This window comes from Streptomyces sp. ADI95-16, from assembly GCF_003721495.1.
Taxonomy (GTDB): Bacteria; Actinomycetota; Actinomycetes; order Streptomycetales; family Streptomycetaceae; genus Streptomyces; species Streptomyces goshikiensis.
In genome coordinates this window covers 6812631-6827165 of the sequence record NZ_CP033581.1, presented here as the reverse complement: position 1 = coordinate 6827165, position 14535 = coordinate 6812631, and the positions used below count along the sequence as shown (strand labels likewise).

14 protein-coding genes and 1 pseudogene are annotated in these 14535 nt (G+C 74.0%); 5 read left to right on the top strand and 10 right to left on the bottom strand.

The window, feature by feature from the left end; translation table 11 throughout:
- Nucleotides 1-8: 8 nt before the first annotated feature.
- From EES41_RS30415 to EES41_RS30395, 5 genes are all read right to left on the bottom strand, one after another.
- Nucleotides 9-671 (bottom strand): ATP/GTP-binding protein, encoded by a 663-nt coding sequence (locus tag EES41_RS30415; RefSeq protein ID WP_254211616.1) that lies wholly within the window; start codon nt 669-671, stop codon nt 9-11.
- On the bottom strand, nt 671-1081 hold the full coding sequence (locus EES41_RS30410) for a DUF742 domain-containing protein (RefSeq protein WP_123081182.1): 411 nt from the start codon (nt 1079-1081) through the stop codon (nt 671-673). Before EES41_RS30410 ends, EES41_RS30415 begins: the two co-directional genes overlap by 1 nt.
- Nucleotides 1078-1521: a roadblock/LC7 domain-containing protein gene (locus EES41_RS30405; RefSeq protein WP_123081181.1), complete on the bottom strand. Its 444-nt coding sequence runs from the start codon at nt 1519-1521 to the stop codon at nt 1078-1080. Before EES41_RS30405 ends, EES41_RS30410 begins: the two co-directional genes overlap by 4 nt.
- Entirely contained in the window at nt 1518-4124 is a 2607-nt protein-coding gene (locus EES41_RS30400) for a nitrate- and nitrite sensing domain-containing protein (protein ID WP_123081180.1), read from the bottom strand. The genes EES41_RS30405 and EES41_RS30400 overlap by 4 nt, the downstream gene beginning before the upstream one ends.
- A gap of 129 nt (nt 4125-4253) precedes the next feature.
- Nucleotides 4254-5036 carry an MHYT domain-containing protein gene (locus EES41_RS30395; RefSeq protein ID WP_123081179.1) on the bottom strand — a complete coding sequence of 261 codons (783 nt, stop codon included), beginning with the start codon at nt 5034-5036 and terminating at the stop codon, nt 4254-4256.
- A gap of 160 nt (nt 5037-5196) precedes the next feature.
- On the opposite strand from EES41_RS30395, the gene EES41_RS30390 reads away from it, so the two are divergent.
- Nucleotides 5197-5796, top strand: a complete 600-nt coding sequence (locus EES41_RS30390; RefSeq protein WP_123081178.1) for a class I SAM-dependent methyltransferase — start codon at nt 5197-5199, stop codon at nt 5794-5796.
- Between the two features lie 23 nt (nt 5797-5819).
- Here EES41_RS30390 and EES41_RS30385 read toward each other — a convergent pair whose 3' ends face one another.
- The gene (locus tag EES41_RS30385; protein ID WP_123081177.1) at nt 5820-6734 is read right to left on the bottom strand and encodes an oxygenase MpaB family protein; all 915 of its coding nucleotides are present in this window, start codon (nt 6732-6734) and stop codon (nt 5820-5822) included.
- A gap of 135 nt (nt 6735-6869) precedes the next feature.
- Here EES41_RS30385 and EES41_RS30380 point away from each other — a divergent pair, with 135 nt between their 5' ends.
- The gene (locus EES41_RS30380) at nt 6870-7658 is read left to right on the top strand and encodes a hypothetical protein (RefSeq protein ID WP_123081176.1); all 789 of its coding nucleotides are present in this window, start codon (nt 6870-6872) and stop codon (nt 7656-7658) included.
- A gap of 55 nt (nt 7659-7713) precedes the next feature.
- Complete coding sequence (locus EES41_RS30375) at nt 7714-8178, top strand: SAM-dependent methyltransferase (RefSeq protein ID WP_214354410.1); 465 nt, start codon at nt 7714-7716, stop codon at nt 8176-8178.
- A 55-nt stretch (nt 8179-8233) separates the two neighbouring features.
- On the opposite strand, the pseudogene EES41_RS30370 reads toward EES41_RS30375, so the two are convergent.
- Together EES41_RS30370 and EES41_RS30365 are read right to left on the bottom strand one after the other, a co-directional pair.
- A pseudogene (locus EES41_RS30370) lies at nt 8234-8781 on the bottom strand (MOSC domain-containing protein).
- A gap of 23 nt (nt 8782-8804) precedes the next feature.
- Nucleotides 8805-8987: a hypothetical protein gene (locus tag EES41_RS30365; protein ID WP_123081175.1), complete on the bottom strand. Its 183-nt coding sequence runs from the start codon at nt 8985-8987 to the stop codon at nt 8805-8807.
- Nucleotides 8988-9242: 255 nt separating this feature from the next.
- Between EES41_RS30365 and EES41_RS30360 the strand changes: the two genes are divergently transcribed.
- Entirely contained in the window at nt 9243-10529 is a 1287-nt protein-coding gene (locus EES41_RS30360) for a GAF domain-containing protein (RefSeq protein ID WP_123081174.1), read from the top strand.
- A 53-nt stretch (nt 10530-10582) separates the two neighbouring features.
- Nucleotides 10583-12106: an aldehyde dehydrogenase family protein gene (locus tag EES41_RS30355; RefSeq protein WP_123081173.1), complete on the top strand. Its 1524-nt coding sequence runs from the start codon at nt 10583-10585 to the stop codon at nt 12104-12106.
- Between the two features lie 381 nt (nt 12107-12487).
- On the opposite strand, the gene EES41_RS30350 is transcribed toward EES41_RS30355, so the two are convergent.
- Together EES41_RS30350 and EES41_RS30345 are read right to left on the bottom strand one after the other, a co-directional pair.
- Entirely contained in the window at nt 12488-13453 is a 966-nt protein-coding gene (locus tag EES41_RS30350) for a zinc ribbon domain-containing protein (protein WP_367995788.1), read from the bottom strand.
- Between the two features lie 431 nt (nt 13454-13884).
- Nucleotides 13885-14532: a phage tail protein gene (locus EES41_RS30345; RefSeq protein WP_123082786.1), complete on the bottom strand. Its 648-nt coding sequence runs from the start codon at nt 14530-14532 to the stop codon at nt 13885-13887.
- Nucleotides 14533-14535 lie beyond the last annotated feature (3 nt).

Sequence of the window (14535 nt, the reverse complement as noted above, 5' to 3'; positions counted from 1 at the left end):
GCAGCTCCTCACACGGAGCCCGCCTGCGGTTCCACCGATTCGAGCAGCCGGGCGGTGTGCACCCGCCCGGCGTACTCGACCAGCCTGATCAGCACTTCCTTCCCCGAGTCCCGGTCCCGCGCGTCGCAGAGCACCACCGGAGTCCCCTGGTCCAGGTCCAGCGCTCGCGACACCTCGTGCGCCCCGTAATGCCGGGCCTCCGTGAAGCAGTTGACAGCCACCACGAAGGGGATCCGCCGGTGCTCGAAGTAGTCCACCGCCGGGAAACAGTCCTCCAGCCGCCGGGTGTCGGCGAGCACCACCGCGCCCAGCGCGCCCTGCGACAGCTCGTCCCACATGAACCAGAAGCGGTCCTGCCCCGGCGTGCCGAACAGGTAGAGCGACAGCCCGGACCGGATGGTGATCCGCCCGAAGTCCATGGCCACGGTCGTGGTGGTCTTCTGGTCCACCCCGTCCGTGTCGTCGACCAGTTCGCCCGCCTGACTGAGCGCCTCCTCCGTCCTCAGCGGCCTGATCTCGCTGACCGAGCCGACCAGGGTGGTCTTCCCGACCCCGAAGCCGCCCGCCACCAGGATCTTCAGCGCGAGCGCGGCCAACTCCTCGTCGTCCGCGTCCGCCCCGGCCCCGGCCCCGGCCACTGGTCCGTTCGTTCCGTTGTCGTGCAGTCCCATCACAGCGCTCGCAATCCTTCGATGACTTCCCGCAGAATCCGCTCGTCCGGCAGCTGCGCGGGCGGCACCGGGCGGCTGACCTTGACGTGCCCCGCCTCCAGCAGGTCCCCCAGCAGGACCCGCACCACCCCCACGGGCAGGTCCGCCTCGGCGGCGAGTTCCGCCACCGACTGGGTTTCGGACCGGCACAGCCCGAGCAGCGCCCGGTGCTCCGGCCCCAGCGGCGACCCGGCCGCCCCGCCGGCGCGGTCGCCGCCGTCGGGGTCCACGACCACCAGCGCGATCAGGTCGAACCGGACCCCGTGCGGTCCCGGTCTCGTGCGCCCGCCGGTCATGGCGTACGGGCGCACGAGCGGGCCCGCCTCGGCGTCGTACCACTGCCCCTCCACGTGCCGGACCGCCCCGCTCAACCGGCGGCCGGCGGGCGCGCCGCGAACCGGGGCGGGGTGTACAGGTGCTCCCCGACCCGCTTGACCAGCCGGGCCATCTCGTAGGCGATCAGACCGATGTCCGCGCTGGCGGCGCTGAGCACGGCCAGGCAGGAACCGTCCCCGGCGGCCGCGACGAAGAGGAACCCGTCGTCCATCTCCACCATGGTCTGGCGCACGCCCCCGGAGCGGAAATGCCGGCCCACGCCCTTCGCCAGGCTGTGGAACCCGGAGGCCACGGCGGACAGGTGCTCGGCGTCCTCCCGGCTGAGCGCGCTGGAAGCGCCCACGGCCAGCCCGTCGTTGGACAGGACCACGGCGTGCCGGACCTCGCGGACCCGGACCACCAGGTCGTCCAGCAGCCAGTCCAGCTCACCGGACCTGTGGGCTCCGTCGAGGTCGACGCGGTGGTGCTCGATCATCGCTGTTCTCCTTCGCTGCCTGCGTGGGGGGAGGTGTCCTGGGAACCACGGGCCCAGCCGGCCCGGTAGGCCGTCATCCGGTCCCGGGCCTGCTCCGGACTGCGGCCCGGCGGGTCCTCGGGTGCGCGCGCGCCGGCCGGCTCCTTGGGGGCGGGCGTCTCGCGCAGTTGCGGCACGAGGCTGGCCTGGCGTACGCGGCGCGGCAGTTCGGTGACGGGGGCGGAGGAACCGCGCGGCCTGAGCGCGGCCACCGGGGCGGGACGCGGCTCCGGCGGCTCGGCGTTCCGGGCCGGAGCCGGAGCCTTGTCCTGGTCCGACGCCGACGCCGACGCCGACGCCGGGGCCGACGCCGGGGCCGGAGCCGGGGCCGGAGCCGGGGCCGGAGCCCGGGACCCGCGCGCGTCCTCCCGTACGACGCTCACGGCGGGTGACCGCGGCGCCTGGGGCCGCGGCACCGGCTCCGGGCGCGGGCCCGGCTGCGGATCCTCCGGCGGCCGCGCCGTCGGCGGCGTGCGCGGCGGCTCCGCGGAACCGGCCGTGATCGCGCCCTGGAGGAGGGAGTTCGGCAGCAGGACCACGGCGGTGGTGCCGCCGTAGGGCGAGGTGCGCAGGTGCACCCTCACCCCGTGGCGGGCCGAGAGGCGGCTGACCACGAAGAGCCCGAGCCGGTCGCTGTCGAAGAGGTCGAGCGCCTCGGACTGTTCGATGCGGCGGTTGGCGTCGCCCAGGGCTTCGCGGCCCATGCCCAGCCCGCGGTCCTCGACTTCGAGGACGTAGCCGGTGCCGACGGGCTCGCCGCTGACGCGGACCTTGGTGTGCGGCGGGGAGAACTGGGTGGCGTTCTCGATGAGCTCGGCGAGCAGATGGGTGAGGTCGGCGACGGCGGCGCCCGCGACGGCGGCCTCGGCGAGCTGGCGTACCTCGACGCGCGGATAGTCCTCGATCTCGGAGACGGCTGCCCGTACGACGTTGGTGAGCGGGATCGGCGTCCGCCAGGCGCGGCCCGGGGCGGCGCCCGAGAGGATGATCAGACTCTCCGCGTGCCGGCGCATCCGGGTGGTGAGGTGGTCGAGGCGGAAGAGGTCACCGAGTTCATTGGGGTCGTCGGTGCGCCGCTCCATCGAGTCGAGCAGGGTCAGCTGCTTGTGCACGAGGACCTGACTGCGGCGGGCGAGGTTGACGAACACGCCGCTGACCCCGCTGGCGAGTTCGGCGCGTTCGACGGCGGCGCCGAGTGCGGCCCGGTGGACGGTGGCCAGGGCCTGTCCGACCTGGGTGACCTCGTCCTCGGCGGGCGGTCCGGGCGGGGTCTCGGCGTCGACGTCGATGTCCTCTCCCGCCCGCAGCCGTTCCATCGCGTCGGGGAGTTTGCGATGGGCGATCGACAGGGCGGTGTTGCGCAGCGAGACCAGTTCGACGACCAGCGCCCGGCCGATGCGGACGGAGATGACGAGCGAGGCGGCGACGGCGGCCAGGCCCAGCAGGACGGCGGCGCCGGCCGGGCTGAGCGCGCCTTCGGAGAAGGGGTCGGAGCGGTCGGCGGCCTCGGCGCGCACGGCGGCGTCGATCTCGCGCATCGAGGCGGCGATGCCGGTGTACGCGGCGTCCCAGCCGGCCGGAGCGGTCGCCGACTCGCGTCCGGTGCCGGTGGCGAGGGCCCGGTCCTCGGCCCCGGTGAGGTCGGCGTAGGCGGCGCTCTTGGCGACGGACTCCCAGGTGTCGCGCTGGGCGTCGGGGAGGTCACCGCCGGCGGCGGCCGTCAGGGCGCGGCGGGCCTCGATGGCGCCGGTCAGCCGGCGAAGCGTTTCGGCGTTGCGCGGGCCGGGGATGGCGAGCAGGGCGTCCTCGCGCGCGAGGAGCTCTCCGGCCCGGGCGAATTCCAGCAGGACCCGGGCGTCGGGGCCGAGTTCGGCGTGTTCGCCGCCGGAGAGGGCGCCGTCGACGGCGAAGGCGTCGTCGACGACCTTGCCGTACGCCTCGTAGGCGGCGACGGGGCTGATCCGGCGGCCGGTGACGTCTTTGCGCACGGCGTCGAGCGCTTCGACGGCGGCGACGAGGGCGTCGAGGCGGACGACCACCTCGGTGGGGTAGTCGCCGGAGTCGGCCACGGTGTGGGCGTCGCCGAGGCGGAGCCGGTCGACGGCGCCGTCCGTACGCCGGGCCTGCTGTCCGAGGGCGGCTTGATCGGCGGCGGGATCGGCCAGCAGCCGGACGGCGGCCCGGCGTTCGGCCTGCAGCTCGGTGACGGCCGCGGCGACGGGCGTGCGGATCTGCTTGTCCACGCGCTGGACGCGGCTGAGGCGGGAGATGTCCTGGGCGGTGCTGACCGTGGCGAAGCCCCAGAGGGCGAGCAGCGAGACCACCGGGACCACGAGCAGCGAGAGGACCTTCGCGCGGACGGTACGCGGCCGCAGCCGGACCCCGCGCCGGGGTCTGAAGGTGCGGTCGGGGGCGGCGGGGGCACCGGCCGGGGCCGGGCGGGCGGCCTCGCGGTCGTCGGCAGGCTCCTCGGCGGGCGGCCCGGCGTGTGCCCGGCGGCCTCGCGCCGGGGGCGCGGGCGGCCGCGGCGCCGCTGCTTCCGGTTTCCTGCGGGGTGTGCGCATGGGCTCCTCGTTCCGGGGAGGTACGGCGGCTCGGCGGTACGTCGATACGGCGGCGGGTGGGGGTCGGGGCTACGGGGGGTGCGCGTGCTCTCGTAGGGGCTCTCGTACGGGCCCTCGTACGGGCTTCGCTCAGTGCTGGGCGGCGGCGGCGCGACCGCCCAGGTTCCGCACCGACGCCGAGGCGGCCAGCTCGTCGGCGGTCGGCGAGAGCGCGACGTAGGCGGAGGTGATGAACAGGTAGGACCCGAGCCCCACGGCGAGCGGGAAGATGAACTGCATGGCGGTGACCCCTGGCAGCGCGGCGTCCGAGGGGGTGACCCGGACCGCCACGGCCAGCATCCCGGTGTAGTGCATGCTCGTGACGGCGGCGCCCATGACGAGCGAGGCGATCGCTACGGCCACCGGGGCCTTGATGTTCAGGGCCGCCCAGAGCGCGGCGGTCGCCGCGACGACCGCGATGGCGACGGACGGCGCGACCATGAGCGGCTCGTACGAGACCTCGCCGTGCAGCCGCAGGGCCGCCATGCCGAGGTAGTGCATGCTGGCGACGCCCAGGCCGGTGGTCAGCCCACCGAGGACGAGGGCGCGGCCGCGCCGCTTGCCGTAGCCGACGGTGAAGACCCCGGCGCCGACGACGAGCACGGCGACGAGCAGGCTGAGGACGGTCAGCGGCACGTTGAAGTGGATCTCGGTGCCGGTGACGCTGAAGCCGAGCATGGCGACGAAGTGCATCGTCCAGATGCCGGATCCGATGGCGGAGGCCGCGGTGATGAGCCAGTTGCGGCGGGCGGAGCCGGTCGCCGCGAGGGCGCGCACGGTGCAGCGCAGCCCGAGGGCGGCGCCTATGGATGCCATCACGTATGACAGCGCGGGTGTCAGCAAGCCGTAAGCGGCGTGGTCCAGGTGTCCCATGGCCACGGGACGCTAGTGGGGGTGAGGGCACGAACAAGGGGAGCATTTCGAAAGCAGCTGGAACTGCTGGAATATGACAGAGCTATGTTGATGTTCGATCACACCGCGTACCACCTTGCGCACGCAACGGAGCGGTGTACCGGTGGGGGATCATGTCCACATGAGCGAAGACCACACGCACGTACAGGATTTCTTCGGGACGCGCGCCGCCGGCTGGGACCGCAAGTTCCCGGACGACGAGCCGGCCTTCGCGACCGCCGTGGCCGAGTTCGGGCTGCGCCCCGGCGACCGGGTCCTCGACGCGGGCTGCGGGACCGGGCGGGCGCTGACCCCGCTGCGGGCGGCCGTCGGGCCGACCGGGACGGTGCTCGGCGCGGACCTCACCCCGCAGATGCTGGCCGCCGCGCGGCAGGCCGGGCGGGCGGCCGACGGCGCGCTGCTGCTCACGGACGTGGCCCGGCTTCCGTTGCCCGACGCGGCGCTGGACGCGGTGTTCGCCGCCGGGCTCATCGCGCACCTGCCGGATCCGGAGGCGAACCTGCGGGAACTGGCCCGGGTGGTGCGCCCGGGCGGCCGGCTGGCGCTGTTCCACCCGATCGGGCGCGCCGCGCTGGCGGCGCGCCACGGGCGCGAGCTGACCCCGGACGATCTGCGGGCCGAGCACAACCTGGGCCCGCTGCTGTCCGCTTCCGGGTGGGACATGACCTCGTACGCCGACGAGGACGAGCGCTTCCTGGCGCTCGCGGTGCGCCGCGCCTGAGCCGGTCGGCCGGACCGGCCGGGTCAGGTCGGGGGCTGGGCGTCCGCGCCGGCCGGGCGGCGCGGGTGCGGCACCGGGCAGCCGCCGCGGCCGGGGACCGGGAAGGTACCGAGCTCGCCGACGTCGTAGCCGTCCGGGTAGCCCTTGACCTCCGGGTTCTGCCGCGCGTAGTGCGGGGTGGCGCGCGGTGGCAGCAGCCGTACCGCGCGGCCCCGGAGCCACAGGGCGCCGCGGAACAGACCCCGGACCCGGGGGTGCGGGGGCTCGTACCGGAGGGCGGAGAGCAGCGGCTCGTCGAAGAGCGACAGGCCCAGGGCCCGCACGGCCGGGGCGAGCGGGGCGGGGTACCAGGAGGCCATCAGTTCGAGGGTGGAATCGGCGACCTCGCGGCCCCCCTCGTCCCAGCCGAAGTGGGCCTTCTCGTAGCCGTCCAGGGTGGCCTCGAACTCCTCGTAGGTGTCCGGTACGTCCGTGATGCCCATGTGGCGGCCGAGGGTGGCGTAGTAGTTCGCGCAGGCCCGGCGCTCGTGGCGGGTCAGCGGGCGCCAGCCGTAGGCGTCGAGCCATCGCGCCGGAATCACCACGAACGTGCACAGGACGTAGCGCATGTCCTCGTTGCCGATGTCGTAGCTGCGGTGCATCTGGTTGACGCGGCGGATCGCGGTGCGGGCGGTGTCGCTGTCGAAGCCGTGCTCCACGACGGCGTCGAGGAGCAGCACCGTGTCGTCGTAGCGCCGCTGCGCGCGGTCGGTGAACTCGGCGGTCTCGGCCAGCAGGCGGCCGATCGCCGGTACGGCGTAGGTCCGGAACAGGGCGAGCTCCTGGGCCCGGGCGAAGTCCCAGGGGAACTCGGAGGTGGCGGTGAGCCGGTAGATGGCGAGGAAGTCGTGGTCGGGATCGAGCCGGAGGATCTCCCTCAGCCGGTCGTAACGCTGCACCGGGTGTCCCTTTCTGTTGCGGGTCCTCAACTCTACGTGCAGGTAGCGGGCTTGGAATTCGACTCCCGCGGGCTCTCGACGCGGCGGTTACCCGCTGGTTAGGGTGCGCCGACGAGAGAGCGACCGGGAGGCTACGTGTCCGACGAGGATGACGGCGGGTCCCTGTACGTGCTGACCGCCGTACTGATGACCCCCGCGCAGTTCCCGGGAGTACTGGGCGACGATTTCCCGGAGGCCTGCTCACTGCTGGGCGTGCCGGCGGCGCCGGAGGGGTACGGGCTGGTGCTCGGCCAGGACGAGGAGGGCGCGCGCTGGACGGTCGTGGTGGACGACGTCTCGCTCGTGGCCGCGGCCATCGCGTCCTGGGACTGCGGGATGGAGTACGACCTGTCGCCCGACGAGCGGACCATCGTGGTCTCGCTGGCGGGCTGGCCCCTGGACCTCACGGTCTCGACGACGGGGGTCCCGGAGCCGCACGACCCGGAACAGGGCGCGGACGGCACCGGCCGGGTGCCGCTGGCGCCGCCCTCGGCGGAGGCGTGGGGGCCGGTTCAGCGGCGGATGGGCGCGGACCAGATAGCCCGGGAGTGGGGCGACTGGCGCGAGCGGATCGCGACGGACGGCGGGGCGGCGGCAGCCGCGCACCCCGGGCTGGCGCGGGCGCTCAAGGAGGCCCTGGAGTACACGCAGAAGCCGCCGCCACCCGGCCGGATACGCTCCTCGTTCGCGGGCGAGGACGCGCGGACGCTACGGGTGGACGGACCGGGCTGGTCGCTGGTGGCCCGGACGGGCGACGCGGCGTTCCTGCTGCTCGACGAGGAGCCGAGCGAGGTACTGACGGTCCCGCACGAGGCGACGGCTGATCTGCCGGAGCTGCTGGAACTGCTGGCCGCGCTGGACCGCGTCGCGGTACGGCCGGTGTGACCACGGTCGGCCGGAGGGACGCGGGCTTGAATACGGGTTGGGGCACGAGGGGGACATGATGCGGGTGGAGTCCGAAGCGGTGGCAGTGGTCGTGGGCGGCCGAGCGGAGGTCGTCGACGACGACTGGGGGCGGGAGACGGCGGTGATCCGGCTGGACGAGCGGCGGTTCGGTCCGGAGGCGCTGTTCGGCCTGGCGGACTTCTCGCACGTCGAGGTCGTCTACCACTTCGACCGGGTCCCGGCGGAGAAGGTCGAGTCGGGCGCGCGGCATCCCCGGGGCAACCCGGACTGGCCGCTGGTGGGCATCTTCGCCCAGCGCGGCAAGAACCGGCCGAACCGGCTGGGGGTCTCGCGCTGCCGGGTGCTGAAGGTGGACGGCCTGGACGTTCACGTGGAGGGCCTGGACGCGGTGGAGGGCACCCCGGTGCTCGACATCAAGCCGTACATGGCGGAATTCGGGCCGCGCGGCGAGGTCCGCCAGCCGGAGTGGGCGACGACGCTGATGCGCGACTACTACTGACCCTCCCGAGCGCGGCGGTGCGCCGGCGGGGGCCGGCGACCGCCCGCGGGGTGGGTCAGACGCGGTCGAGCGGTATGTGCGGGGGCGGCGGCAGGGTCACGGCGATCGGGTCACCCGGGTGGATGGTGCCGCCCTGGCGGACCACGCCCATGATTCCGGCCTTGCGGACGAGCCGGCCCTCCTCGTCCCTCAGCACGACCTGCTTGAGCAGCCCGTCCTGGAAGTGGTCGATCTGGAGACACGGGTTGCGCAGGCCCCGGTCACCTCCACCACCGCCTCCTCGCCGAGGCTCAGCAGCGTGCCGGCCGGCAGCGCGAGCAGGTCTATGCCCTCCGTGGTCACGTTCTCCCCGAGCTGCCCCGCCTCGACGCGGAACCCGGCCCCGGCCACCTCGTCGAACAGCTCGCGGTGGATGAGGTGTATTTGGCGCAGGTTGGGCTGGGTCGGGTCCTGTGCGACGCGGGAGCGGTGCTTGACCGTCACTCCCGCGTGCACGTCTCCCTCGACACCGAGCCCGGCGAGCAGCGTGATGCTCTCGCGGTTGGGCTTGCTGAACGAGTACACGGCGTTGCTGCTGACAGCCGCGACCTGTGCGGTGCCCATCGGACGTCCCCCCACTGCCGCCGTCAGCGGCCGATCTGCTTCTTTGACATGCCCCGGACTCGACGCCGCTGGGAGGAGTCCAGCAGCAGGTAGGCCGCCGCCGGCACCCCGATCAGGACCAACAGCCCCGCCCAGAACCCGACCGCCCAGAACAACACGATGGCTGCCACGACTCCGGCAACCGCGACTTTTCCGCGTGTGGACATCTGCGGACACCTCCTGCTGCGTCGGCCACTACTCCCACAACGCGCCGTCTCGGCCGTGCGTTCCCGGCCACCCGGACGGGTCTCGCAGTGGCCCGGCCCGGCGGAGCCGGATACCGGCACACCGAGCCCTGAGGCCTGAGCCCTGAGGCCCTCGCAAGGTTTCGGCGCGCTCTGGCCGACGTACCGCTTGCCGGGATCCGCACCCCGCACGACGATGGGGGCGCTCCGGGTACCGCGGCAGCACGGGAGGGTGACATGGGCGATCCGTCGTTGGCGCTGCCGGGCGGGGCGGACCCGGCCGAGCGCACGCGCGAACTGCGACGGGCGCACGCGGCGTTCACCGGGGCCGGGCTGGTCGAGGCACCGGTCCGGGCGGTGATCGCGAAGTCCTGGCGGCGGTGTGCCCGGGCCCGGGTCAGCCCGGAGTGCGGGGCCCGGGTGGAACGGGCGGAGCCGGAGCTGCGGGCGTACCGGGAGGAGCATCCGCTGGCCCGCGTGATGCCGGTGTTCCGCGAGCTGGTCGGGGCGTTCGCCGCGAGCGGGGCCCATCTGCTGGCGGTGTGCGACGCCCGGGGCAGCCTGCTGTGGGTCGAGGGCGAACCGGCGACGCTGCGGCGCGCGGAGGGGCTCGGCTTCGTCCCGGGGGCGCGCTGGGCGGAGACGGCGATGGGAACCAACGCGCCCGGTACGGCGGTCGCGCTCGGGCAGCCCGTCCAGGTCTTCGGGGCGGAACACTTCAGCCGCCGGGTGCACCCCTGGACCTGCGCGGCGGCCCCGGTCCGCGATCCCCGGACCGGCGGGGTGCTCGGCGCGGTCGACATCACCGGCGGCGACGGGCTGGCCCACCCCCACTCGCTGGCGTTCGTCCAGGCGGTGGCGCGCGCGGCGGAGGCCCAGCTGGCCCTGCTGAGCCCGCCCCCGGCGGCGGCCCGCGACACCCTGACCGCGCTCGGCCGCGACGAGGCGCTGCTGGTGGCCGGGGGCCGGGAGATCACGCTCGGGCGGCGGCACAGCGAGATCATGGCGCTGCTGGCGCACCATCCGGAGGGGTTGTCGGGCGAGGAGCTGGCGGTCGCCCTGTACGAGGACGAGTCGGTGTGCCCGGTGACCTTGCGGGCGGAGATCTCGCGGCTGCGCGGGCTGCTCGGCCCGGAGCGGCTGCTCTCCCGGCCCTACCGGACCGCCGCCCCGCTGGAGGCGGACTTCGCCGCCGTGACCCGGCACCTGGCGGCGGGCGCCGTCTCGGCCGCGCTGGGCCGCTATCCGGGGCCGCTGCTGCCGGCCTCGACCGCGCCCGGGATCGTCCGGCTGCGGCGGCGGATCGAGGACCAGGCGCGGGCCGCCGTGATCGCCCGGGCGGACCCGGGGCTGCTGAGCGACTGGGTGTGCGGCCCGTGGGGCGCGGACGACCCGGAGGTGTGGCGGGCCCTGGCCGCGGCGCTCCCGCCGGAGGGGCGGCCGGCCGCGCTGGCCCGCGTACGCTCCCTGGACCTCGAACTCGGCGCGCCGCGTGCAACGTCCCCGCAACCTGCCCCCTCGTAGCCTCCTGGCGAGCGCTGTCCGACGGCGGCCGGCGCCCCGCGAGTGGAGGACTCATGGCCCGTTACGCCGCGCCCGGAACCGAGGGCTCGCTCATGTCGTACGCGTCCCGGTACGGCCACTTCATCGGCGGTGAGTACGTCGATCCCGCCCGGGGCGGGTACTTCGCGAACCCCTCCCCCGTCAACGGGCAGACCTTCACCGAGGTCGCGCGGGGCACGGCCGAGGACGTGGAGCGGGCCCTGGACGCGGCGCACGCCGCCGCGCCCGCCTGGGGACGCACCCCGGTGGCCGAGCGGTCGTCCGTCCTCCTGCGGATCGCGGACCGGATGGAGCAGCACCTGGAGGCCCTCGCGGTCGCGGAGACCTGGGAGAACGGCAAGCCGGTCCGGGAGACCCTCGCCGCGGACATACCGCTCGCGATCGACCAGTTCCGCTACTTCGCGGGCGCGCTGCGGGCGCAGGAGGGTGCGCTCAGCCAGATCGACGACGACACGGTCGCCTACCACTTCCACGAGCCGCTGGGGGTGGTCGGCCAGATCATCCCGTGGAACTTCCCGATCCTGATGGCGGTGTGGAAGCTGGCGCCGGCGCTCGCGGCGGGCAACACGGTGGTGCTGAAGCCGGCGGAGCAGACGCCGGCGTCGGTGCACTACTGGCTGAGCCTGGTCGCGGACCTGCTGCCGCCGGGGGTGGTGAACATCGTCAACGGCTTCGGCGAGGAGGCCGGCAAGCCGCTGGCGTCCAGCCCGCGCGTGGCGAAGATCGCCTTCACCGGGGAGACCTCGACCGGGCGGCTGATCATGCAGTACGCGGCGGAGCACCTGAAGCCGGTCACCCTGGAGCTGGGCGGCAAGAGCCCGAACCTGTTCTTCGACGACATCTGGACGACCGACGACGAGCTGCGGGACAAGGCCCTGGAGGGCTTCACGATGTTCGCCCTCAACCAGGGCGAGGTGTGCACGAGCCCGTCGCGCGCCCTGATCGAGCGGGGCCGGTACGGGGACTTCCTCGACGCGGCGGTCGCGCGCACGGAACTGATCGTGCCGGGGCACCCGCTGGACACGGACACGATGATCGGCGCGCAGGCGTCCGAGGAGCAGCTGCGGAAGGTCCTGTCGTACGTGGAGATCGGCCAGCGGGAGGGCGCGAAGATCCTGACGGGCGGCCAGAAGCAGGACCTGGGCGGCGAGCTGGCGGGCGGCTTCTACGTCCAGCCGACCATCTTCGAGGGCGACAACCGGATGCGGATCTTCCAGGAGGAGATCTTCGGCCCGGTGGTCTCGGTGACGTCGTTCCAGGACTTCGAGGACGCGGTCCGCATCGCCAACGACACGGCGTACGGCCTGGGCGCCGGCGTCTGGACCCGCGACATCAACACGGCCTACCGCGCGGGCCGCGCGATCCAGGCGGGCCGCGTCTGGACGAACTGCTACCACGCCTACCCGGCCCACGCCGCCTTCGGCGGCTACAAGCAGTCGGGGATCGGCCGCGAGACCCACAAGATGATGCTGGAGCACTACCAGCAGACGAAGAATCTGCTGGTCTCGTACTCGCCGAAGCGTCTCGGCTTCTTCTAGACGCACGAGGAATCTGCGACTTCTCGTCCACGCAGAAGACCAGGGGCGGCTCGGGCGGGTCCAGGCAGAGGCGGATCCCAGCGTCCTGGTGACCACCGCGGCGACCTGCTCGTCCGTCACTGTCCTGGGGCCGCCCCGGCGCGGCATGTCACCCGGGCCGGCAATCCGGTACCGCACGAGCCGGGCCCGCCGGCGCCCACCACCTCCGGTGGGGTGCCGAGTTGAGCAGCGACGTCCTCGTCTGCGGCGTGGAACGACGCCGCGCCCGCTCCTTGAGCGCGGGCCCGTTCCTCGTCCGACAGCGTGAGCTCGGCCTTCGGCCGCCCCGTCCGTGCCAGGGGCCGAGCCCACGCATCCGAACAGAATTCCCGGCTCAGAACACTAGGTACCGTTGGTCGCGGAACGGGTGAAGAACTCGATCTCGGCTATCGAAACCTGCTTGTCGGCGCCCACGTTGAACGCCGAGCGGATGACGAACCTGACGCTGACGACGTTCTGCGCCCGGAACTTCCGCTGTTGCGGCCCGCTCACCTGGTCGAGTGTGATCTGGCGCGTGGTCTGCTTCCCGTCGGCCGTGGTGATGATCGCGTCCATGCGGTGCGGCAGCGCGGCCTCGGAGAGGTCCGAAGCCTTGGTGGAGATGCCGGACGTGATCAGGACGTCCAGCAGGCGGGTGGGTTCGTTGAAGCGCGCCTCCATCCACTCCCCGTCGGCGGACTGCGAGACGCCGGGGCCCCACCAGCTGTTGTTGATCTTGTCGAAGAGCACCTTCGGCGGGTGGCCGTCGAAGGAACGGGACGCCTCGGCGGAATCCGGGGTGACCTGGGCCCGCTTCGCGAAATGGTCGCGCGCCGCGCTCCATGCCGTACTCACGTTGAACGCCCCGTAGATCACCAGCGTGAGCGCGAGGCCGTACGCGACCCAGGTGAGGCCGCGGCCGATGCCGCGGCGCAGCCGCGGGCGCTCGCCCGCCCACGGGTCCGGGCGGTTGCCGACGTTCCGGATCCGGCGCCACCAGGGGCGCCGGGCCTTCGGGGCACCGGGGCGCTCCGCCAGTGACATGCCGCAGCGCCGACAGAAGTGTCGGTCCGGGCGGTTGCCGACCTCGCACCAGGGGCACGGCGGACCGGCCTCGTCGGCCGGTTCCGCGCTGGGAGCCTGGACACGGGGGCGGGCCGCGGCGGGCACGCCGGGGAGGACGGGCGCGACATCCGGTGCCGGTGCGGCGGCGCGCTGGCCGGCGACCGGAACGAGCAGCGCCCTGGCGCGCGCCCTCGCGTCCGGGGTCGCGCCCGCCGGGGAGGCAGCCGGTGCGACGGGAGCCACCGGGACGGTGGGGAGGGGCACATCCTCCGCGCGCGCCGCCGTCGGTGATGCGGCGCTCACGGGTCCGCGGACGGCTTCCCCCACCGGGCCCGCGCTCCCGGTCCGGGGGACTGGATCACCGGCATCAGGACCGAGGCCGGGGTCGGGGTCGGGACCCGGACTGCCCTCGGGATCGGACTCGGCATCGCCATCGGCCGACGTGCCCCCGCCCGAGCCGGAAGAAGCCGACGCACCCGACGCACCCGCGCCGACGTGCCGGCCTGCCGTCCCCGTACCCCGTTCCTCCTGCCCCGGGGTCCAGCTCAGTACCGCGCCGCAGCCGTCGCAGAACGACTGCCCCGGAGTCGAGCGCGTGCCGCATTCAGCACAATGATGTGACGTGTTCCCCGCGTCCCCCGCGTCGGCGCCGACAGCTGCGGACGACGGGGTGGACGGGGAACCCTGCTGATTGGTCACCTGTCGGGAGTCCTTTCGGGGGCGGTCACCTGGACCGTGTAAGGCATGTGGGCGGGGCGAGCTGCCGCTACGAGCCGCTCCAGCCGGTGTTCGGCGGCCGGGTCGGGCTCCGGCAGCCGTACGGTGACGTGCAGATGCGGCCGCCGCTCGCCGGGGACCGGGCCCAGGGGCCGCGCGTCCCAGGCGGCCGCGCCGCTCTCGGTGATCTCCGGCTCCACGCCGAAGGCGAGCCGTATCGTCTCGGACAGTCCGCGCCGGGTCCCACGGATGCGGTGCAGCCGTACCGCGGCGGTCACCGCGGCGCGCAGCGCGACCGTCGCTTCCGTGTCCTGCGGACGGCCGGTGGCCGGTGGGGCCGGCGCGGCTTCCGCCGGTTCGGCGTCCACAGGACCGCCTGCGCCCCCGGCGGCGTCCGGCCCGTCGCTTTCCGCACCCACCCAGCTGCCGAGCCAGCGGGTGAAGTCCGCGGGCGCGAGCGACGGCGTGAAATAGGCGTCCAGGCAGTCGAGCACGTTGTGCAGCGGTGCGAGGGCCTCGTCGATACCCGCGACGAAGCGCTGCGCGAGATCGTCGTCGGCGAACACCGCCGGCAGCATCACGCCCAGCGGCGCGGAGGAGCCGAGTCCGTCGACGGAGCCGCGCATGCT

What these genes read in the sequence shown, in the direction of transcription:
- EES41_RS30415 (WP_254211616.1), bottom strand. Translation starts at nt 671, where the DNA reads ATGGGACTGCACGACAACGGAACGAACGGACCAGTGGCCGGGGCCGGG.
- EES41_RS30395 (WP_123081179.1), bottom strand. Translation starts at nt 5,036, where the DNA reads ATGGGACACCTGGACCACGCCGCTTACGGCTTGCTGACACCCGCGCTG.
- EES41_RS30360 (WP_123081174.1), top strand. Translation starts at nt 9,243, where the DNA reads ATGGGCGATCCGTCGTTGGCGCTGCCGGGCGGGGCGGACCCGGCCGAG.
- EES41_RS30365 (WP_123081175.1), bottom strand. Translation starts at nt 8,987, where the DNA reads ATGTCCACACGCGGAAAAGTCGCGGTTGCCGGAGTCGTGGCAGCCATC.
- EES41_RS30355 (WP_123081173.1), top strand. Translation starts at nt 10,583, where the DNA reads ATGGCCCGTTACGCCGCGCCCGGAACCGAGGGCTCGCTCATGTCGTAC.
- EES41_RS30375 (WP_214354410.1), top strand. Translation starts at nt 7,714, where the DNA reads ATGATGCGGGTGGAGTCCGAAGCGGTGGCAGTGGTCGTGGGCGGCCGA.
- EES41_RS30345 (WP_123082786.1), bottom strand. Translation starts at nt 14,532, where the DNA reads ATGCGCGGCTCCGTCGACGGACTCGGCTCCTCCGCGCCGCTGGGCGTG.
- EES41_RS30390 (WP_123081178.1), top strand. Translation starts at nt 5,197, where the DNA reads ATGAGCGAAGACCACACGCACGTACAGGATTTCTTCGGGACGCGCGCC.
- EES41_RS30405 (WP_123081181.1), bottom strand. Translation starts at nt 1,521, where the DNA reads ATGATCGAGCACCACCGCGTCGACCTCGACGGAGCCCACAGGTCCGGT.
- EES41_RS30400 (WP_123081180.1), bottom strand. Translation starts at nt 4,124, where the DNA reads ATGCGCACACCCCGCAGGAAACCGGAAGCAGCGGCGCCGCGGCCGCCC.